Here is a 19,669-nt window from a genome sequence, read left to right as displayed (position 1 = left end):
TTTCACCGCTTGCGGCTGATTCGCATCGGTAAGCGGCTTCTTAGAAGCGGTAGGTGACCTGCGCCCTTGCGAAGTTGCCGAGCTTGAAGGTCTCGGGGCCGTGCAAGGTGTCGCGCTGGTTTGTGCTCTTGGCGTCGAAGGTGTAGAAAAGCTCCAAGAGCCAGTTCTTCGCGGGGACGTAGCCGCCGCCGATGGAGAAGCTTTCGATGCCGTCGAGGTAGCGGTCGGGCAGGTAGTCCGTACCGTTGCCGCCGAAGAAGGAGCCGTGCTCGAAATGCTTGTAGTCCACGAACGCATTCCATGTGCCGGGCTTGTCCATATCGGCTTCGCCGATGTCAAGACGCGCCGTCCAGAAGGTCGGCACACCGCCGTCCTGGTGTCCGCGCGGCGTGAAGATATCGGTACGCGCAGGATGATCGAAGGTCGAATGACCGTTCATATACTTGCCGAATGCGGAGCGATTCTGCCCGTAGTCGAAGGAAACGGCGGTCTTCTTGCCGACCTGCCACTTGGCGCCGACGCCGATGACGTTCGCGAGTTGGTCGAACGTATGCTCATCGTTGCCCTTGCCGTTCGCTGCGAGAATCGTATGGCTCTTATCGCCGACGGAGCGCAGATACCATGCCGTCACGCCGAGATTCGGCGCAAGCTCTTTTCTGACCTGCAGGTAGAACGCCTTGTCGATCGGCGGGATATCGTCCTTTTCAAGGACGACGCCCGTCGTCTTGATGAGGTTGCCGACAACATTGCCTAAAGAAGCGCGAGGCAGCTTGTTGCCGGATTCAGCCTCCGATACGATCTTATCAAGAAGCTGAAGATACTCATAGCCCATCTGGCTCATATTGGATAAGCCGTAATTGCTGTTCGCATCTGCAGAAGGCTTTTGGTAAAGCTCCTCTTTGAAGAACTTTAGGACATCGACATTCGTAAGCTTATATTTGTACGGGCTGGGTTCACCCCATTCATATTTATCTTCGTAGGTGCCAACCACGCCGTCAAATGTATAATCGTCGGATTTCGTTGTCCAATCGCTTGAGGATTTCCCCCGCCCGGAAGACAGCTCCCAAACCTCGCCCAAGGACTGACTCGTAGGGTTTCCCTCAGAATCGAATTTGTAGTCTCTCCAGTTTTCCCGCGCCCTGTATTCCGCAATCTCTTTATAGGTGCTTTCCACTTCCGCAGAATGCTTCTGGAAATACGAGCCATCGGACTGCAATGCGTCGGGATCGGTCGGCTTGATGGAAAATTTCTTTTCCATATCCCTTGCCCACGCCTTGCCTGCTGGGGTGGTTTCTCCCTCGGGACCGTTGAAATTCACCGGCGCCTTCTTGATCTTTACATTGCCATGCGAATCTTTGATCCTATAGTAGACATAGGAACCAAACGTCGGCGGGCGCAGCGGAATGGTTTTCTTCGCAAGATCGCTGCCATACGCCTGATTGACGATGGACTGCATCCGCTTCAATACTTCCATTTTGTCCGCAATCGTCGGAGCATCCTTGAGCTGCTGATAGAAGTATAGATTCTGCGTCTGCGCCGTATCGCCTGCCGCCTTCGCAGCAGCATACGCCTGATCGCCGGCATCAGCTGCATGCGCCCGATCCGGCACATCCCGATCAAGTCCGAGGAACTCGGCGGCTGTCGGCGGCCGATAGAACGACTGATTTGTCACATGCGTATATGCCGTGTCCGCTACACCTGTCGAGTGCTTGAATGTACCGAAGCCCAAGCGCACCTGCATATCCTTCGCAGTGTTCGTATAGACGGCACGCACGCCGTCGTATTCCTTGCCGAACCAATAGCCCGTGACGCCCATCGGCTCTTGGATGCGGCCGAGCGCAAAGGTCCAATCCTTCGCCTTGTGTGTCAGAGCCGCACGCTCCAGCCGCGCTTCGCTCAAGCCCTTCTTTTCGGGCAGACTTTCTGCCGTATCGACGTCGCCTCTGCCCGACAGGCTGCCGACGACGGTGAGATCGGTGTTCTCGCCGAGACGTGCGCTTGCGCCGACGCGCACGCGCTGCTCGAACGCATGACCGTCCGCATCAAGCATATTCTTCTGCGCCGCTTCGCTGACGGAAGAATTCTCTGTATACGTTGACTGCGGGCGATTCGTGCCGTTGTGCGCGTTCCAACGCATCTGATAGTCGCCGAAGAACTCGACGCCTTCCTTGCGGCTCTCATCGAAGTCTTTGAGCAGGAAGCCCTGCAGGCGCGGCGCTTCGTCCTCTGCCGTTTCGTTGAGCGCTACGGGAGTGCCTGCCGCCTTTCTGACCTTCTTCTTCCATGCCGTATCGAACTTGAAGTTCGCGCCGAAGCGATAGATGCGCTCCTGTGTTGCACGGTCGTCGTCACGATGGTTGAAGAGGTTGTTGACGCCGAAGTAGATCATGGCGTCGGGCGAAAGCTGCTTCTGGATCATGATGTTCCAAATGCCAAAAGTCTTATTTTGATATGCGTGCTTCTGGTCGAGCGCCAATCCGCCCTTCAGATAGTCCGTCCAATAGTTTGCACCATTCGCAAGCGTATTGCTGTCGAGCATATCGATATAGTAATCGCCCCAGATCTGACCGCTCCAACCGTATTGCTTGTTTTCGTAGGCAAACGCGATGTCGATCTTATGTTTCGGGCGGTCAAGAAGCCGATCCGGCATCAAGGGATCCGTCTTATTGAGTGCATAGAGCCATGTATAGCCGAGCTTCACATTCCAGAAGGGGCTGAGCTTGTGGCTCACTTCTGCCTCAAGACCCGTGATCTCTGCCTGTCCGATGTTCTTGAAGCTGTAAATCAAATCCGGCGCACGCATCCATTTTTGATTTGGATCCTTGATATACGGTGCAAAATCAAGAATTTTTCCTGTGTAGTAAACAGACATGTAATCGCGGATGCGGTTGTGGAAAATGCCGACACGCGCATACGTATCCTTTGTTTCCCCCTCGATGCTCATGTCAATATTGAAAGATTTCTCAGGCTTGAGGTTGGGATTGCCTGCCCACCACCAGCCCATTTTCGCGTCACCGCCGCCAAAAAGTCCGGGAAGCGGTGTACTGGCATACATCTCCCAGTTATACCAAAGCTCGCCCATGCCCGGCTCCGTATAGCCCGTGCCGATGTTCGCCTTGAAGCGGCGATGCGGATTGCCCGCGATGTTGTGCGTGATGCCAAGGTTGCCCGAGATATTCGTGCCGAAGAGACTGCTGTAATCCAGACGCAGAATCGGTGAGAAGATCGTATTCTTCGACAACTGCCATGTATCGCCGACGAAGAAATTGTAGCGCTGGATCGAGCCGCTGCCCACCGTGATGCGCTGGTCACGCTCCCAATATTCTTCAAGGAACATTTTCCCGTTCAACGTGGGAGTACCTACCGCATTTTTATCGGCACGGTTAATGCCCTTCTGGAAGTATTCGCCAACAATGTTGCTTCCGGGATACGCCGCGCCATTATGTCGGCTCTTGTACTCATCCTTCAGTTTCGCTTCAAGTTCGTCATAGTCCGCTTTGAGATTCGACCGCGCAATATCCGTAATCTTACGCGTGCCTACATAGAGATCGTAGTACCAATCCTCCGTAAGCTTTCCGTCTTGGAGTCGATACTTTGTAAAGTCATTATAGGTAAGTTTCGGATTATAGCCGAGATTTTTTTCTTCATCGTAGTTGTAGTACTCAAGTTCTTCCAGCCATTTCGGATTCCCCGTATATTCTTTCGGAAACGCATAATCGTGAATATGCGACCAAATATAATTGGTCGTATCTTCGCCGCGCATCAGGCGATCCTTTTTGTCAACCAGCAGACTTTTATCATAATCCCACGGGTCGATGTGGCGCGTCGAGATGTTCGGTGAACTCTTGAGACGGCTGCCCTCTCCGGACTCCTTCGTATAGCCGAAACCGTAGCTGAGGAGATGCTTGTCATTGAGCTGCGTATTTGCCGATGCCTTGAGGTCAAACTGACTGTGATCGACGTTGTCAACGTAGCGCAGCTCGTTCTTTCCCTCATAAACCGACTTGCCCGCATAGTTGATCAGCGATACATCGTCTTCTTTGATCGTCGTATAATTGAACTCAACATTCCAATCGCTGATCTTGTTCATGCCGCGCCAGCCGAGGTTGTATGCGTCGCGTCCTGTCTTGCGTTTGAAATGCTGCTGCGGCTCAAGGTCGGAGTCCGTCCGCTTGATAACGCGGCTGAGATCTTCAGCATAGTGGTCAACGCGGAACTCAAAGGAGTTGTTCTTATTGGCATCGTAGGTGCCTACAAGACCGACCGTCGCCGTATCACCGTAGAAACGCAGCGCATTCGGCTCAAAGTCGAGATCAGAGCCGCTCAGACCAGTTTTCTTGCGCTCCCTGCTCGCGTACACAGGCATGACCTCGCGCTTGCTGCCTGAAAGGCCGATGCGGAACTTGCCCATGTCGCCCGAATCGGCGCGCAGGAAGAAGTTCGTATAGGGGATCTTGTGATCGTCGTCGGCGCGGCGCATACTCTCGACGTTGAACTGCACGCCCGGCTCATGCTGCGCCTTCTTCGTGATGATGTTGACGACGCCGCCGATGGCGTCCGAGCCGTACTTCGCGCTCGCTGCGCCTTGGATGATCTCGATGCGCTCGACGTTCTCCGTGCCGAGACGCATGACTTCGTCCGCCGCGCCCGAATATTTCGCAAGATCTCCCAAGACGGGCTGTCCGTCCACGAGGATCAGCGTGTGGCGCGGCTCTGCGCCGCGAATCGAGATGCCGACGCGCCCCATAGCGTCGACCGTGCGCGAGACGCCTGTCTCGGAGAAGATGATGTCTTCAACGGCTTTCGCCTGCTTCTTTTCGATGTCCTCCTTGGTGATGATCGTCTTCTGCTGCGACTCGTACTTCGCTTCTTCCTGCGCCGCCTGCGCTTCGACGTCAACGGCTTCCGTCTGGACGCGCTGTGTCTCCTGGGGGGGGGCATCTTCTGCGTGCGCCGCATTCAAAGGCGCCGCCAGCCAAAGCGCCACGCCCAGCGAGAGCAGCTTGTAGTCATGGAGACGGAACTTCTTCCTTGCCATTCTATTTCCTCCTTAGCGAATATGAATTGGATTGAATTGCAGGCTCAATTATAATCTAAACTGAAAATGAATACAAATACATTTTTAACCTAACGACGATTAAAAATCTATAATCTATCTCAAATAGAGGTATCCTCCGCTCTCACTTCATGACGCAAGCTCTGCTAAAATGAAGTCGTCCGAATTTGCACGGATGCGCTGCGTGCGGCCGGGGGGCTGAATTTATCAGCGCTTCCTTAACAATCCTCGTCTTTTCTGTTATAATAGGGTATCGTGACAAAAACAACCGTGCACGCTTTGGAATCTGTGCACGCGTTCAGAGAGGATGACACAATGACGATGCGACAGATCTCGCCGGCGCAGGAGCGTTGGGCGTTTCTCATCATGGCGATTCTTTTTGCGCTTGCCGCACCGTTTCTGCCGATCTTGGGCGTGTTCCTGCTTTTGGGCTGGACAGCGCCGCTGATCGTTTTGATCGTGCGCCACGGCTACGGTTACACCGTCCCCGGCGTGCTCGCTGCGGCGGGCTTTTACTATGCTGTGCTGGGCGCGATGGGAGCTATGCACACGATGCTTCTTGTCGTTCCGCTGGCTTTGCTCTTTGGCTTTGGACTGCGCCGCAAGTGGGCGGCTGTACGTCTTGTCAAATGGGGCTTGGCGGCGTCGCTCTCCGGCACGACCGTCTCTTTGTTAGCGGTGGCGCTCATCTTTGGCGTCGATCCTTTGGCGCCGTTTGTCGATGCCGTGCGCGAGTCGTACCAGGCTATCGGCTCCGCCGTGCAGTCGGGCGGCAGTCTCACACCGTCGGAAGCGCAGGCTTTTGAGAAGCAGGTGTCGTCGCTGATGGAGACGGTCTCCTTGCTTGCGCCGACAATTTTCCTCGTGGAGGCGGCGCTCGCGGTTCTGTTGAATTTTTTTGCCGCAGGGCTGCTGCTCTCGCGCGTTGGGGAGAAGATGCCGAAGCTGCCGCCGTTTTCCGAGTGGCGTTTTTCCGTCTATTTCCTCTTTCTCTTCGGTTTTTCCCTCGTCGGGCTTTATTGGGGCGGCACGCGCCGCATACCGCTTCTCTATGAAGCATCGCTCAACGGCGACATCATCGCGACGTTTGCCGGACTGATCCAAGGTTTTTCGCTCTTGTGGTATGCAGCGGATCATTGGCGCGTCGGTCGCTTTTGGCGTTGGGTTCTCGTCGCTTTTGCCGTCTTGAGCGCATTTTTAATGCAGCTCATCGCTTTCACGGGGCTTTTCGATATGTATTTCGACTATCGCCGCCGCTTCAGCCGTCGGCGGTAATGTGTCTCCGGAGAGGCGCATTCCAATTCCATAGGAGGTGGCTTTCTTGCCTCGAAATTTGTCGGCATGGGTGGACGCCTGCGTTCATCTCGCCGCTTTGCTGGCGCTCGTCCTGCTGCTGTCTTACTACAACGCTTACGTTGCGTCCATCGCTTTCGTCGTCTGGCTGCTCGTCGCGCTCTTTGCACGCGAGCGCTGCCGTGCGCGTCAGCGAGCTTTTGACGCATACTGCCGCGATGTCGTGCGCAATGTCAATGAGGTGACAAACTTTGCGATTGAGCGTCTGCCGCAGGCGGTCGTCATCGTCAATCCCGAGGGGCGTATCGCCTGGACGAATCATGTGACGCAAGAATACTTAGGAGAGCAGCCGGAGGCCGGTCTTGCGCTGAAAGATTACTGGCCCGGCATCATTTTGGAGCCGATCTGGGGTGCGTCGGGCGAGTATGTATTTTCCCATGAGTCGCGCTATTACAAGGTTCGCTACCGCCCCATCGTGACGTCGGACGACATCCAAGGGCTTATGGCTCTTTATGTGGAAGATTGGACGGAGTACGAGGAGATGCGGATTTTCTTCAAGAACAGCCGCGCCGTACTTTCTTACATCCAGATCGACAACTTCGATGAGGTCATGCAGGGGCTTTCGGAGGCGGAACGCACGGCGCTCCTCTTTGAGGCAAACCGTCGTCTTGACGAGTGGCTCAAGGGTCTCGGCGGCTTCATGCGGCGCGTGAGCGACGATCTCTATGTCGCCGTGCTTGAGCGAAAGGCTTTGGATCGCGCCATCGAGGAGCATTTCGACATCCTCGACCGCGTGCGCAACTTGCAGAGTACGAACCGCCTGCCGCTGACGCTTTCGATGGGTCTTGCCGTCGCTGAGGAGCAGTCGATGGAAGAGCTTGGCAGGGAAGCGCAGGCAGGTCTTGATCTTGCGCTCGGACGCGGCGGCGATCAGGTCGCTGTGCGCATGGGCGGCAAGAATCAATTCTTCGGCGGCAAGGCGAAGGCGGTGGAAAAGCATACGCGCGTCAAGGCGCGCGTCGTCGCCCATGCCGTGCGTGAAATCATGGAGAACGCCGACGAAGTCTTTATCATGGGACACCACAACGAGGACTTCGATTGCTTCGGCGCGGCGATCGGCGTCGCAAAGATGGCGCGGGATCTCAAAAAGCCTGTCCATATTGTCTTGAGCGATATGAACGAGGGCATTGATAAACTCATCGGGTTCTTGGGTGACGCCCCTGAATATGAGGGGCTGATCGTTCGCGCCGAGGATATGGAGAGCATTGATTCTTTGAATCCTGTCCTCTTTGTCGTCGATACGCACATCCCGCATCTCGTCGCCGCGCCCGTACTTTTAGAACGCATCGCACAGGTCATTGTCATCGACCATCATCGGCGCTCGGGCGACAGTTTCATCAAGTCGCCGCTGCTCGTCTACATCGAGCCGGCGTCCAGCTCGACGAGCGAGCTTGTCACGGAGCTTTTGATGTATTTCAGCGAAGATCTTGTGCTTTCGCGTCTCGCCGCGACGGCTCTCTATTCGGGCATCGTCGTCGATACGAAGAATTTTTCCGTGCAGACGGGCATCCGCACCTTCGAGGCGGCGGCATACCTTCGGCGAGGCGGCGCCGATCCCGTCGTCGTGCGCCACCTCTTTCGCGCCGATTTCGAGACGGAGCGGGCGCTTTCCGGCGCAAAGGCGGGCGCTCGCCTTTACCCCGGCGGGCTTATCACAGCGCGTTTCCCCGACGTCATCCCCAATGTGCAGGCGATCGCGGGACAGGTCGCCGACTCGCTCCTTCGCATCGAGGGTGTGCGCATGAGTCTCGTCTTTTTCCAGCTCGATACGGAGACGGTCGGCATCAGCGCACGCTCTACGGGCGAACTCAATATGCAGGTCATCATGGAGAGCTTCGGCGGCGGCGGACACCAAAACGTCGCCGGAGCGCAGGTCAAGGGCGAAGCGCTCGCCTCGATTGAGGAGCGCGCCGTCGCCATCAGTGAGAAACATATAGAGGAGAATGATCAAGATGAAAGTGATATTGCAGCAGGACGTCAAGAAGGTCGGAAATAAGGGCGCTGTCATCGAGGTTTCGGATGGGTACGGCAGGAACTTCCTGCTGCCGAAGAAGCTCGCCGTCGAAGCGACGGCGGCGAATCTCGAAACCGCGAAGCAGCAGGCGAACTCTGTCGCAAGGAAGAAGCAGCAGGCGACCGACGAAGCGCGTCTTTTGGCATCGCAGCTCGAAAAGGTCAGCGTCACGGTCGCCGTGCGCATCGGCGAAGGCGGCAAGCTCTTCGGCTCGGTCACGGGCAAGGACGTCGCCGATGCGCTGGCAAAAGACAACGGCATCGAGCTGGATCGTCGCAAGATCGCTTTGAAGAGCGAGGTCACAGGCCCGGGCGAATACGAAGCCGTCATCAAGGTGCATCCCGAGATTCAGAGCACAATCAAGGTTCTTGTCGTCGCTGAATGAGCAAGGAAGAGGTATCATGCTGAAATTTTTCAAGCGTCTGTTTTCCTCCGCGCCCAAGCCGGGAGAAGATGCGCCGCAGGGCAGCGGCGAGGAGCGCATAGACCGTGAGATCGATGCGCTCTATGCCATCCTTGCCGAAGAGGCAGGGTCGGACAGGCTCGTCATCAAGGCGGGCAAGATGGACGCCATGCGCCTCATGCGCTCGCCTGTTCGCGGCGAGCGCGTTCTTGCGCTTGAGCGCATCGTTTACGAGAACCCGACGATTGAGCGCGTGCCGCCGGAAGCGGAGATCCCCGCCGTCCTCGCCGATTTGTCCGAGCGCATCGCCGACATCATGGCGCGGCGCAGCATGGAGGACAAGATCGAGCAGAAGATTCAGGAAAAGCTCGAAGAGAACCATCAAGACTATGTGCAGGACATCCGTATGCAGGTCTTGAAGGATGAGAAAAGCGCCGTCGAGTCGCCGCAGGCGGCAAAGAAGCGCGAGGAGCTTGAAGCGCTCGAAAAAATCCATCTCACGCAGTCTGTCATGGAGCTTCTGCGCCCCAAGACGCTCGATGAGGTCGTCGGTCAAGAGCGCGCCGTCAAGGCGCTTGCGTCGAAGCTCGCTTCGCCCTATCCGCAGCATCTCCTGCTCTACGGGCCTCCGGGCGTCGGCAAGACGACAGCGGCGCGCATCGTCTTAGAAGCCGTCAAAAAGGAAGCGCACTCGCCCTTTGCCGAGAACGCGCCTTTCGTCGAGACGGACGGCACGACGCTTCGCTGGGACTCGCGCGACATGACGAACCCGCTCTTAGGCTCGGTGCATGACCCGATCTATCAGGGCGCACGCCGCGATCTCGCCGATGGCGGCATCCCCGAGCCGAAGCCCGGCATGGTCACAGAAGCGCACGGCGGCATCCTCTTCATCGACGAGATCGGCGAGATGGACGAAATGCTGCAAAACAAGCTCTTGAAGGTGCTTGAGGACAAGCGCGCTTATTTCGAGTCCGCCTACTACGACCATACGGACGAAAAGGTGCCGCCCTACATCCGAAAGCTCTTTGAGGAAGGCGCCCCCGCCGACTTCGTGCTGATCGGCGCGACGACGCGAGACGCTTCGCACGTCAATCCTGCGCTTCGCTCGCGCTGTGCGGAAATCTATTTCGAGCCGCTGACGCCCAAGCACATCGAGGAGATCGTGCAAAATGCGGCAAAGAAGCTCCATGTTGAGGTCGCCGACGAAGTCGTGCGCCTCATCAGCGAGTACACGACGGAAGGCAGAAAGGCGATCAACATCCTCGCCGATGCCTACAGTCTCGCGCTTTCGCGCACAAAGGACGGCGAGAGCGTCAAGATCGCCAAGAGCGACATCTACGAGGTCGCGCAGGTCAGCCGTCTCTATCAGTTCGTGACGAAGAAAGCGTCGAAGAAGCCCGAAATCGGTCACGTCTTCGGTCTCGGCGTCGCAGGCTTTTTAGGCTCCGTCATCGAGATCGAAGCTGTCGTCTTTCCCGCCGAGGAAAAGGGCAAGGGACAGGTGCGCTTCAACGAGACGGCGGGCAGCATGGCGAAGGACTCCGTCTTCAACGCGGCGTCCGTATTGCGGCATCTGACGGGCAAGAGCATCCACGACTATGACGTGCATATCAACGTCATCGGCGGCGGCAACATCGACGGTCCGAGCGCGGGCACGGCGATCCTCGCGGCGCTCGTCAGCGCCGTGACAGAGAAGCCGCTTCGTCAGGATGTCGCGGTCACGGGCGAAATCTCTCTCGCCGGCCGCGTGCGTCCCGTCGGCGGCGTCTTTGAAAAGGCGTACGGCGCGAAGCAGGCGGGCATCCGGACGCTCGTGATTCCGAAGGAGAACGACAAGGACATCCCCGAGGGACACTTGGGGCTTGACATCCATGCCGTCGAGACGGCGGAGGACGCCTTCGCCGTGCTGTTTGCTCCGGATAGAGACGGCGAACCGCTGCGCTGGCAGTTGAAAAAGCCCGAAAAAAAAGCGGTCGGCAGCGACAAAATTTCTGCCGATGAAGCATCCGGCGAAACGTCGAAGGAGGCGGTCTGATATGGAGCGTATGCCGCCCGCAAGCGTCGAAGCCGAGCAGGCCGTCCTCGGCGCGATGCTCTTAAAGCCCGATGCCGTGACGACCGCTGCCGAAGAGCTGACGGCGGACGACTTCTACCGTGAGACGCACCGCTTGATCTTCGAAGCCATGATGGATCTGAAGGAGCGCACGGAGCCGGTCGATCTCGTGACCTTGACCGAGCAGCTGAAAAAAGCGGACAAGCTCACAAAGATCGGCGGCATCCCCGCGCTCTCTCTGATTGCAAATTCCGTGCCGACGGCGGCAAACGTGCAGTACCACGCGCGTATCGTGCGCGAGAAAGCACAGCTTCGCTCGCTGATTCATGCGGCGACGGAGATCGCAGGCGCCGCCTATGAGGACGCCGAGGACGTCGAGGACATCATGGACAGCGCGGAAAAGCGCATCTTGGAAGTCGCCTCGGGCAAGCGCAGCAAGGACTTCGTGCCGCTGCAGGACATCCTTTTGAATACGCTTGAGCAGATCGAAGCGCGTTACAGCAACAAGGGCAGTATCACGGGACTGCCAACGGGCTTCACCGAGCTTGACCATTTGACGGCGGGTCTGCAAAAGTCCGACCTCATCCTCGTCGCTGCGCGCCCCTCGATGGGAAAGACGGCGTTCACCCTGAATATTGCGGCGCACGTCGTGCTGCGTGCGAAAGAGCCTGTCGCCTTTTTCTCCTTGGAGATGAGCAAGGAACAGCTCGTGCAGCGACTGATCTGCTCGGAAGGACGCATTGATTCGCAGCGCCTGCGCGTCGGCGAGCTTGAGGACAAGGAGTGGGGCGACCTCATCGACACGGCGAACCGCCTGTCCGCCGCGCCGCTCTACATCGATGATACGCCGGGCATCACTGTCATGGAACTGCGTTCAAAAGCGCGCCGCTTGAAGGCGGAGCAGGGACTTTCGCTCATCATCATCGACTATCTGCAGCTCATGCAGGGACGCACGAGCAAGAGCGGCGACAACCGCCAGCAGGAGATCTCGGAGATCTCTCGCTCCTTAAAAGCGCTCGCGCGAGAGCTGAACGTCCCCGTCGTCGCCCTCTCTCAGCTCTCAAGAAGCGTCGAATCGCGCCAGATCAAGCGCCCGATGCTCTCCGATCTCCGCGAATCCGGCTCCTTAGAGCAGGACGCCGACATCGTCATGTTTCTCTACCGCGAGGACTACTACGATCCCGAGACAGAGAACAAAAACATCACGGAAGTCATCATCGCCAAGCACAGGAACGGCCCCGTCGATACCGTCGAGCTTACGTTCCTCAAGCAGTTCACGAAGTTTGGCAATCTCTCTCGTATGCAATGAAAGTAGGATGATCTGATGGAATACGACAAGAAGGAACTTGACTCTCGTTTGAAGGACGAGCTGCACCATGCAGGTCACCGTTGGCGCAACCGCTTTCATCTTGAGCTGCCGTTCGGCTTCACGGGCAGTGTCAAAGGCCTCGTCTTCTTTCAAGGCGAGTACCATCTGTTTTGCCAATGGAATCCCTTTTCCACCAAGGATGAAAATAAAGGCTGGGTCGAATTCAAGACGCGCGACTTCGTCTACTGGACGGATCCAAAGCTCGTCTTATGGCCGACGGGCGACGACGACCGTGACGGCTGCGGCTCCGGCTCCGCTTTCATCAACGGCGGAAACCTGCGCGTCCTCTACACAGGCAAACGCGAAGAGAACGGCAAGCGTGCAAACCGCCAGATCCTCGGTACCATGACGAAGGACGGCGTCATTCAAAAGGATATGGTGCTCATCAAAAAGCAGCCCGACGGCTATACCGACCTCTTCCAAGGACCGTACTTTTTCGTGCGCAGCAGCCACGCCTATGCACTTCTCGGCGCACAGGCGCAGCCGACGGACGATGCTCGCGGCTGTATTCTGCTCTATCGTGAGGAGAAGGGGCTCTTCCGCTTTGCAGGCGAGCTTAAGACACAGCTCGGCTTCTTCGGCAAAGTCTGGGAATGCCCGTCGCTTCTTTCCTTCGGCAAACATGATGTACTCTTCTTTTCACCGCGAGGTCTCTCGGGACGCGCGTTCGATTGGCAGAACCTCTTCCAATCGGGCTATGTCACAGGACATCTGTCGCTCTCCGGGCGCGAGATGCTGCACGGCAAATTCCACGAACTCGATCGCGGCTTCGACTTCTTCGCACCGCATATAGGCGTGCACGAGGGTCGTGCCATCCTCTTCGGCTGGATGAGTATGCCGCATAACGACGCCGACTATCCGACGGGCGAGCACGGTTGGATGCACACTTTGACCATGCCGCGCATCCTATCGCTCAAGCAGGGCAAGCTCTATGCAAAGCCCGCCCCCGAGCTAAAATCTCTGCGCATAGCGAGCAGCGCACGCGAGCTTTCCGGCAGAGCCGTACCGTCCTTAAAAACGGAGCTTGCCGCCTACGGCTCGGAAATCCTTCTGAACATCGTCCTCGGCATCACCCAGCATCTCAAGATCGAACTTCGCTACGGCAGGGAAAAAGTGAAGATCCTCTACGACCGCGAAGCGGACACCATCGAGATCAGCCGCGAAGGCATGAAGCTCGGCGGCCGCGGCGTGCGCACCTTCAAGCTGTACACCTACCACTCACTCACCATGAACATCTTCATCGACCGCACCGCCATCGAGATCTTCTTCCAAAACGGCGAAGAAGTCGCTTCCTTCCTTGTATTCCCGGAAGAGGACGTCCCCCCCGTATTCTACCTCGAAGCCGATGCGCCCATAGAAAAGGTCATGGGTACAATCTGGGATCTCGACCGCCTGCGTTACGGAGAAAGCAAGCCGCAGAAACGCAAGTACAGGTTCTGAGACGATCTTTGCACCAAAGAAGCCGCAGGCAGCGCATATATGCGCTGCCTGCGGCTTCTTTTCTCGAAAGTCGATCCCCGCCGGTATACTCGGTTCATCCGGAGCCATGAAACCTTTGCCGTGCCGTCATGGAGAAGATCACGATGGCTTTTCTTCTTCGGCAATCAAGCGGTCTCGGCATCATGCGCCTTACAGCCGGCGCATTTTCCACTCGGACTTGGAATTTGTCGGAACAACTCTTCTTTTGCGTCAGCCTGTCCGATGCTTTCGGCATCGTTTCAGCGGACGCCGCGATGCACTACTCTTCGGACTCGTTGCATATCGACACCTGTGTCTTGCCTTACATCAGTTCCACAGGCACCCCTCAACCCTTCAAAATGTTTGTTCCGCTTCCTGCCGCCATGCTGCGGTCGGCTTGCCGCCCTTTGGATACTATCCGTGCGCTTGTTCATCTTGGCTACAAGGAACGCTCCCTTGCGCCTGCAAGCGTCCTCGCAAGGGTCGTCGACTTTCATCTACACGTTCATTATAGAACGCCATTCATAATTTGTCAATAATATTTTGAAAAATCTCATAGATATTTTTCGCCAGTTCTGCCAATAAAGAACAGCCCTTGCGGGCTGCTTTTATTCCACAATCTCTTTGAGCTTCTCCTGCGGAAGAAGCTGCATCAAACCTAAAATGGCAAGGATTTGACTGAATGCCGTACCGGGATCGTTCACGCTTTTTATCTTCACGACATGCGTGGCATTTTTCCAGTTGTCGAACTCGCTATTGTTCTCCGCATATTCCAAATGATACTTGATTTCATGATTCTTATGCCCCAAGCGAATCATACGTTCGACGAGCGTCACATAATCCGCCATGAGGAAGATCGTTTCAAGATTCTCTTTCAACAGGCGCGTGAGCTGCTTAATCCCATTCGATTCCAGCATCAGGAGACTGATCTTATGCTCCTGCAGCGCCGAGAGGACATCCTTTTTTAAGATGCCATAGTAATCTCCCTTATATGTGACATTTACGATATATTCCTGCTTGAAAAACTCCGCCTTGCTGACGAAACAGTAAAACCTTGCATCCGAATCGATTTTTCCCTGTACCCGCGTCGTATACAGCGGAATGTAATGAATTCCCAGCTGCATGAGCTTATCAATCAACACTGTTTTGCCCGAGGCATGCGGTCCAACCAGTGCATAAATTTTATTTGTCATAGTCCTCTCCCAAAAACAAAATGCGGCAGACGCCAAAGAAGAAGAAAAACGAGAGCGCATCTCTCGTTTCACAGCGTTTTAAGCCTTCTGTCACAACAATAAAAACCAAGGTCGTGCAGAATCCTCTCACATGCTATCATACATCATTTCACCCTCTTTGCCAACCATATTTCGCTTCGGAATTGCTTATCTTTTCTTGATTTTTCCTTAGAAATCATAACGAAGGTGTGTGAAAAGTTTCTGAAGGAAAAGGAAATGCGCTTGAAAAAGCGAATATTACCAGTAAAGAAAACTTTTCCTGCAAGGCGAAACATTGGATAGACTGCAATAAAGCCCCAAGAGATCACGCCCGAAGGGCGCAAAGCGATGGGTCAGGCTTCTGTAAGGACGTTTGTGCGTGTAGTTTACACGAAAGGCGGGATGCTCCATGTATTTTTACTGTGACAAGTGCAAGAAAAAATATCCGATCAGCTCGATGAACTATCGCTGCGAATGCGGCGGCATGTTTCATCTGAACAAATCGGCAAATGAAGAGACCGTGCATGATATCATGATCGGACACATGCACACCGATCTTCTGAGCATTGAAATTGACGGCATCGAATACCTCCTGAAAACGGAGAATCTGCTGCCGACCGGCTCTTTCAAGGATCGCGGCGCCTACACGCTGATCAACGAGATCCACCACGTCGGCGTCAGCAAGATCGCACTCGATTCGGCAGGCAACGCCGGCGCTTCCATCGCGGCGTATGCAGCGGCGGCAGGCATAGACTGCACGGTCTATGTGCCGAAGGAGACGTCGCCCGACAAACTGCGCCAGATCACAGCCTACGGCGCAAAGATCGTCAAAACCGAAGGCGGGCGCATGGGCGCATGTCAGACGGTCAAGGAGAATCTCGGCGACGCTTACTACGCCTCGCACGTTTACAATCCGCTGTTCTTCGAGGGCATGAAAGCGATGGCTTACGAGATTTACGAGCAGCTCGGCGAGAGCGTGCCCGAGTATATCTTCATGCCCGTCGGCAATGGCACGATGCTTTTGGGGCTTTACTACGGCTTCATCGAGATCGGCCGCCTGCCGCGACTCGTGCCCGTGCAGAGCAAAAACTGCGCGCCTCTTTACGAAGCGTTCAACAAGATCCCTGCAAGCCCCAAGAGGAATACGATCGCCGAGTCCATCCGCATCGAGACGCCCAAGCGGCTTAACGACATGCTTGCCGCTGTCACGAACAGCGGCGGCGACGTCCTCATCGTAGACGACGAGGACATCATCAAGTGCAAGGAGCTTCTCGGTCATCGCGGCATCTATGTAGAAACGACGAGCGCGGCGGCTCTTGCAGGCGCCATGCAGATCTTCGGCACGGCAAAGCCCGACAACTATCGCGTCGTCGTCCCGCTGACAGGCTCAGGTCTCAAGGGATAAACGACAAGCGTCACAAGGCGGCTCGAAGAGCCGCCTTGTGCTTTAGAAGCTAAACCAATGGGGGACAAGACATCATGGGCATTGAGATGCTGCTCTTTATCTGCGGCATGGGATTTTTGGCGGCGTTCATCGACGCCGTCGTCGGCGGCGGCGGGCTGATCTCGATTCCGGCACTGATGATGACGGGGCTGCCGCTCCTTGAAGTACTCGGCACGAACAAAGCGGCTGCCGTCATGGGCGCGTGTACAAGCTTCATCTCCTTCATCCGAAGCGGCAAGGTCGATCTGAAACTCATCCGTCTGCTCTTTCCGATCACGCTCGTAGGCTCCGCCGTCGGCGTGCTCGTCGTGCGGCAGGTGCCGCCCGACTTTTTGCGTCCGCTCGTCGTCGTCATGCTCGTGCTCGTGCTCCTCTACAGCATCTTTCGCCGCGACTGGGGACGCGAAAACAAGTACGGCGGCATGAGGCGGCGCATACTCCTTCTCTCTGCCGTCGTCGCTTTCACATTCGGTTTCTACGACGGCTTCTTCGGACCGGGCACAGGCTCCTTCATGCTCTTCGCTTTCTTACTCGTCGGCTTCGACTTCCTCGGCGCGGCGGCAAACGCGCGTGCGCTGAACTTTGCAAGCAACCTCGCCGCCGTCTTGCTCTTCGCGTACTTCGGGCTAGTCGATTTCACTTATGCCGTCCCTATGGGAGCCGCCATGATCGTCGGCGCATGGTGCGGCGCGCGCCTTGCGATCAAGAAGGGAACATCCTATGTGCGTCCGCTTTTCATCGCAGTGACGGCGGTACTCATCGGCAAGCAGCTCTTCGACCTCTTCAGCAAATAACGGAGGATATATGATACACGCAATCATCGACGTCAGCTCAAAGCACGGATAAATGCAGCGCTTCCCTAAAGATACGGAATTTGTAAGGAGAGGACACGGACGATGGCAAGAAAAAGCAAGGCGTCAGAGGATACCGAAAGCATCTTAGCGCGTCTTAGGCGCGAGAGCCTTTCGGACTATGATGCTCCGAAAGACATGCTGCAATCCGCGGATATAGGAGACGCAAAAAGCGCGTACGAAACGACAGCAGACGTCAGCGATACAAACGATATGGAAAGCGAAAAGGAGCCGCAGGATCCCGCATCCGCTTTAGGTGAAGAGCGTCCGCGCCAAAGCGCCGCCGAACTTCTGCAGGAACTGCTTGCAGATGAAGAGCGGCGCGGTGAAATAGCGGCATCCTTGGAAGAAAAAAAGGAACCGCCTGCACAGGGCGGCTTTTTGCAGGGCCTTTTTGAAAACTGGCTCTCGCCCGAAGGTCGCATGGGGCAGAAACTCTTCGTCTTTCACTTCATTGGCAGCATGATGAGCGCCGCCGGACTTACGGCGCTCATCATGGGCGCAGCCGCCGCTGTGCTGTCGTGGCTCGGCGCAGGACGCCCCATGCCATCGGAAAGTCTCTCGCTTGCCGCAGGATTCGCCGCGCTTCTGTGCGTCAGCGTGCCGCTCGCCCTGCTTCTGATCGTCTTTCTGCGCTCGGCGATGCGTCGCTGGCACGATCTCGGCTACGGCGACACGACGTGGCTCATCGCCGTCATCTGCCCGCTCACAGTCCTCGCACTCGCTGCCGAAGCACGCAGTCTGCTCCTCTATCTCAATCTGCCGCCGCTCTTGGGCGTCACAGCCGAGCATTTCCTCCTCCGCAGTCTTCTGCCCTATGGATGCACAGCGGGCGCTCTGCTGATCCTTTTGCACATTTTCTTACTTTTTGCCGAAGGCGAGCTTTCGAGCAATGCCTCCGGCTCCCCCGAAAGCGCCGAGCGTCTGCGCCCCCAGATCGCTGAACGACCGACGGAGAACTACCCGTTCTTCCTGCGCATGATACAGTTCAAAGGCAGAATGAACCGGAAACGCTTCCTGCTGCGACTGCTCTTCCTGCTCTTTTTCGTCTGTCTGCTGCTCTTCGTCATACTCGAAACAGCGGAGCGCCTGCCGCCGCCCCTAAGCGACGCGGTCGCACTCTACGGCACAGCAGCCGCCTGTGCGCTCGCCTCGATCCTGCCGACAGGCATCGTATTCCAACGCCTGCATGACATCGGCAGAAGCGGCTGGCTTGCGGGACTGCCGCTCATACTCACACTCGCCTTCATCGCCTGTCTTGCCTTCTTCGGCGGCGACTTGCGCATACTCGCACACGAGCCTTTCGGCATTGAGATCATCGCCGCCGCCTTCCTCCTTGAAGTCTACGAAGTGTTCCTGTTTGCTGCTCTCGTCTTTATCAAAGGATCGGTTCTCAGCAACGACTATGGAGAAGCGCCGCTCAAACGGCAGTAGAAAAAGAAGTGCAGAGCCATCCCCTTCAGGAAAAGCTCTGCGCTTCTTTTTTTGCCAGCATATCGCAAATCTCGTTGTACTTATGCCCCGCATGACCCTTGACCCAGCGAAAGATGATGCGCCGACCATCGATCAAGGAGTCGAGCGTCTGCCAAAGCTCCTGATTCAAGACAGGGCCGCCGTCCGCTTTCTTCCAGCCGCGTCGCTTCCAGCTGAAAATCCATTTCGTAATGCCGTTCTTCAAGTACTGACTGTCCGTCGAAAGCACGAGCGGCTCATGCTTTGGCAAATGCCGCAAAGCCTCGATCGCCGCCGTCATCTCCATGCGATTGTTCGTCGTCGAAGGATCGCCGCCGGAAAGCGTCTCAGCCACTTCGCCCCCACGCACGATGCAGACCGCCCAGCCGCCCGGACCATTCGGATTTCTAAGACAGGATCCGTCCGTATAGACATGACAAAGATCTGCATCATCCTCAAGCACTTCGCCTGTCTGCGCACCTCCTGCACGAAGAGGCGCACGACGCGCAGCAGGCGCTTTCTCCCCTGCAAAGAGCGCGGATAACGGCTGCGCCTCGCCAAGCCAAGCGTGCGCCTCTGCCTCCGTCAGAAAGCCCTTGTAGCGAGCGCCGCCAAATCCTTCCACCTGCGCACGGCAGTCATCCCATGTGCGAAATATCCCCGTCTTTCGCCCCACGCGTACAGCGTAAAATTTCTTCGTCAATAATATGAACCTCCATCTCATCCAAATTGTTGTGGATAAACGCCGCATAAATTTCTGGATTTTGAGGTTTATCCACATCTCAACAGGTTTTATCCACAGAAAAATGTGTATAACCATAAATTTTTTATGGTTTAGGGGTAGTCAACATCTAAAAAATCATGTATAATGGTTTCTATGTTCAACCCAATACTGCTCATGTAACTCAGTTGGTTAGAGTGTCACCCTCACATGGTGGAAGTCGGGGGTTCGAGTCCCTCCATGAGCACCAGCATTGTCAGGGCTGCTGCACGAGTTCTCCAAAA

General features: G+C 56.2%; 13 protein-coding genes and 1 tRNA gene. 11 read left to right on the top strand and 3 right to left on the bottom strand.

Features of this window, described 5'->3' with window-relative positions:
- Positions 1 to 40 precede the first annotated feature (40 nt).
- Entirely contained in the window at positions 41 to 5,038 is a 4,998-nt protein-coding gene (locus tag ACO5Z0_RS01135; RefSeq protein ID WP_485648863.1) for a TonB-dependent receptor plug domain-containing protein, read from the bottom strand.
- Between the two features lie 333 nt (positions 5,039 to 5,371).
- Between ACO5Z0_RS01135 and ACO5Z0_RS01130 the strand changes: the two genes are divergently transcribed.
- The 7 genes from ACO5Z0_RS01130 (at position 5,372) to ACO5Z0_RS01100 (ending at position 14,245) form a co-directional block, all read left to right on the top strand.
- A complete protein-coding gene (locus tag ACO5Z0_RS01130) occupies positions 5,372 to 6,331 on the top strand; it encodes a YybS family protein (protein WP_442676331.1) in 960 nt (319 codons plus the stop codon).
- Between the two features lie 46 nt (positions 6,332 to 6,377).
- A complete protein-coding gene (locus ACO5Z0_RS01125) occupies positions 6,378 to 8,405 on the top strand; it encodes a DHH family phosphoesterase (RefSeq protein ID WP_485648862.1) in 2,028 nt (675 codons plus the stop codon).
- On the top strand, positions 8,362 to 8,808 hold the full coding sequence (gene rplI, locus ACO5Z0_RS01120) for a 50S ribosomal protein L9 (RefSeq protein ID WP_485648861.1): 447 nt from the start codon (positions 8,362 to 8,364) through the stop codon (positions 8,806 to 8,808). Before ACO5Z0_RS01125 ends, rplI begins: the two co-directional genes overlap by 44 nt.
- A gap of 16 nt (positions 8,809 to 8,824) precedes the next feature.
- Positions 8,825 to 10,861 (top strand): Lon family ATP-dependent protease, encoded by a 2,037-nt coding sequence (gene lonC, locus ACO5Z0_RS01115; RefSeq protein ID WP_485648859.1) that lies wholly within the window; start codon positions 8,825 to 8,827, stop codon positions 10,859 to 10,861.
- A gap of 1 nt (position 10,862) precedes the next feature.
- A complete protein-coding gene (gene dnaB, locus ACO5Z0_RS01110) occupies positions 10,863 to 12,188 on the top strand; it encodes a replicative DNA helicase (RefSeq protein ID WP_485648858.1) in 1,326 nt (441 codons plus the stop codon).
- 15 nt (positions 12,189 to 12,203) lie between these two features.
- Positions 12,204 to 13,688 carry a GH32 C-terminal domain-containing protein gene (locus ACO5Z0_RS01105; RefSeq protein ID WP_485648857.1) on the top strand — a complete coding sequence of 495 codons (1,485 nt, stop codon included), beginning with the start codon at positions 12,204 to 12,206 and terminating at the stop codon, positions 13,686 to 13,688.
- A 128-nt stretch (positions 13,689 to 13,816) separates the two neighbouring features.
- Positions 13,817 to 14,245, top strand: coding sequence for a hypothetical protein (locus tag ACO5Z0_RS01100; protein WP_485648856.1), 429 nt, complete (start codon positions 13,817 to 13,819; stop codon positions 14,243 to 14,245).
- Between the two features lie 69 nt (positions 14,246 to 14,314).
- Here the strand turns inward: ACO5Z0_RS01100 and ACO5Z0_RS01095 are convergent, their stop codons facing one another.
- Entirely contained in the window at positions 14,315 to 14,899 is a 585-nt protein-coding gene (locus ACO5Z0_RS01095; protein ID WP_442672958.1) for a guanylate kinase, read from the bottom strand.
- A gap of 427 nt (positions 14,900 to 15,326) precedes the next feature.
- Here ACO5Z0_RS01095 and ACO5Z0_RS01090 point away from each other — a divergent pair, with 427 nt between their 5' ends.
- From ACO5Z0_RS01090 to ACO5Z0_RS01080, 3 genes are all read left to right on the top strand, one after another.
- A complete protein-coding gene (locus ACO5Z0_RS01090) occupies positions 15,327 to 16,322 on the top strand; it encodes a pyridoxal-phosphate dependent enzyme (RefSeq protein WP_485648855.1) in 996 nt (331 codons plus the stop codon).
- Between the two features lie 74 nt (positions 16,323 to 16,396).
- Positions 16,397 to 17,155, top strand: a complete 759-nt coding sequence (locus tag ACO5Z0_RS01085; protein ID WP_485648853.1) for a TSUP family transporter — start codon at positions 16,397 to 16,399, stop codon at positions 17,153 to 17,155.
- 102 nt (positions 17,156 to 17,257) lie between these two features.
- On the top strand, positions 17,258 to 18,646 hold the full coding sequence (locus ACO5Z0_RS01080) for a DUF805 domain-containing protein (protein WP_485648852.1): 1,389 nt from the start codon (positions 17,258 to 17,260) through the stop codon (positions 18,644 to 18,646).
- A gap of 25 nt (positions 18,647 to 18,671) precedes the next feature.
- Here ACO5Z0_RS01080 and rnhA read toward each other — a convergent pair whose 3' ends face one another.
- Positions 18,672 to 19,367 (bottom strand): ribonuclease HI, encoded by a 696-nt coding sequence (gene rnhA / locus ACO5Z0_RS01075; protein ID WP_485648851.1) that lies wholly within the window; start codon positions 19,365 to 19,367, stop codon positions 18,672 to 18,674.
- 191 nt (positions 19,368 to 19,558) lie between these two features.
- On the opposite strand from rnhA, the gene ACO5Z0_RS01070 reads away from it, so the two are divergent.
- Positions 19,559 to 19,635 (top strand) — tRNA-Val (locus ACO5Z0_RS01070).
- Positions 19,636 to 19,669: the final 34 nt, after the last annotated feature.

It is taken from the genome of Selenomonas sp. (assembly GCF_057272215.1).
The sequence above is the reverse complement of the archived record's forward strand: the minus strand, read 5'-3'. Positions and strand labels throughout refer to the sequence as shown.

Bases quoted from the DNA above. Each gene is read 5' to 3' on its own strand.
- ACO5Z0_RS01135 (WP_485648863.1), bottom strand. From the start codon at position 5,038: ATGGCAAGGAAGAAGTTCCGTCTCCATGACTACAAGCTGCTCTCGCTG.
- ACO5Z0_RS01130 (WP_442676331.1), top strand. From the start codon at position 5,372: ATGACGATGCGACAGATCTCGCCGGCGCAGGAGCGTTGGGCGTTTCTC.
- rplI (WP_485648861.1), top strand. From the start codon at position 8,362: ATGAAAGTGATATTGCAGCAGGACGTCAAGAAGGTCGGAAATAAGGGC.
- lonC (WP_485648859.1), top strand. From the start codon at position 8,825: ATGCTGAAATTTTTCAAGCGTCTGTTTTCCTCCGCGCCCAAGCCGGGA.
- dnaB (WP_485648858.1), top strand. From the start codon at position 10,863: ATGGAGCGTATGCCGCCCGCAAGCGTCGAAGCCGAGCAGGCCGTCCTC.
- ACO5Z0_RS01105 (WP_485648857.1), top strand. From the start codon at position 12,204: ATGGAATACGACAAGAAGGAACTTGACTCTCGTTTGAAGGACGAGCTG.
- ACO5Z0_RS01100 (WP_485648856.1), top strand. From the start codon at position 13,817: ATGGAGAAGATCACGATGGCTTTTCTTCTTCGGCAATCAAGCGGTCTC.
- ACO5Z0_RS01095 (WP_442672958.1), bottom strand. From the start codon at position 14,899: ATGACAAATAAAATTTATGCACTGGTTGGACCGCATGCCTCGGGCAAA.
- ACO5Z0_RS01090 (WP_485648855.1), top strand. From the start codon at position 15,327: ATGTATTTTTACTGTGACAAGTGCAAGAAAAAATATCCGATCAGCTCG.
- ACO5Z0_RS01085 (WP_485648853.1), top strand. From the start codon at position 16,397: ATGGGCATTGAGATGCTGCTCTTTATCTGCGGCATGGGATTTTTGGCG.
- ACO5Z0_RS01080 (WP_485648852.1), top strand. From the start codon at position 17,258: ATGGCAAGAAAAAGCAAGGCGTCAGAGGATACCGAAAGCATCTTAGCG.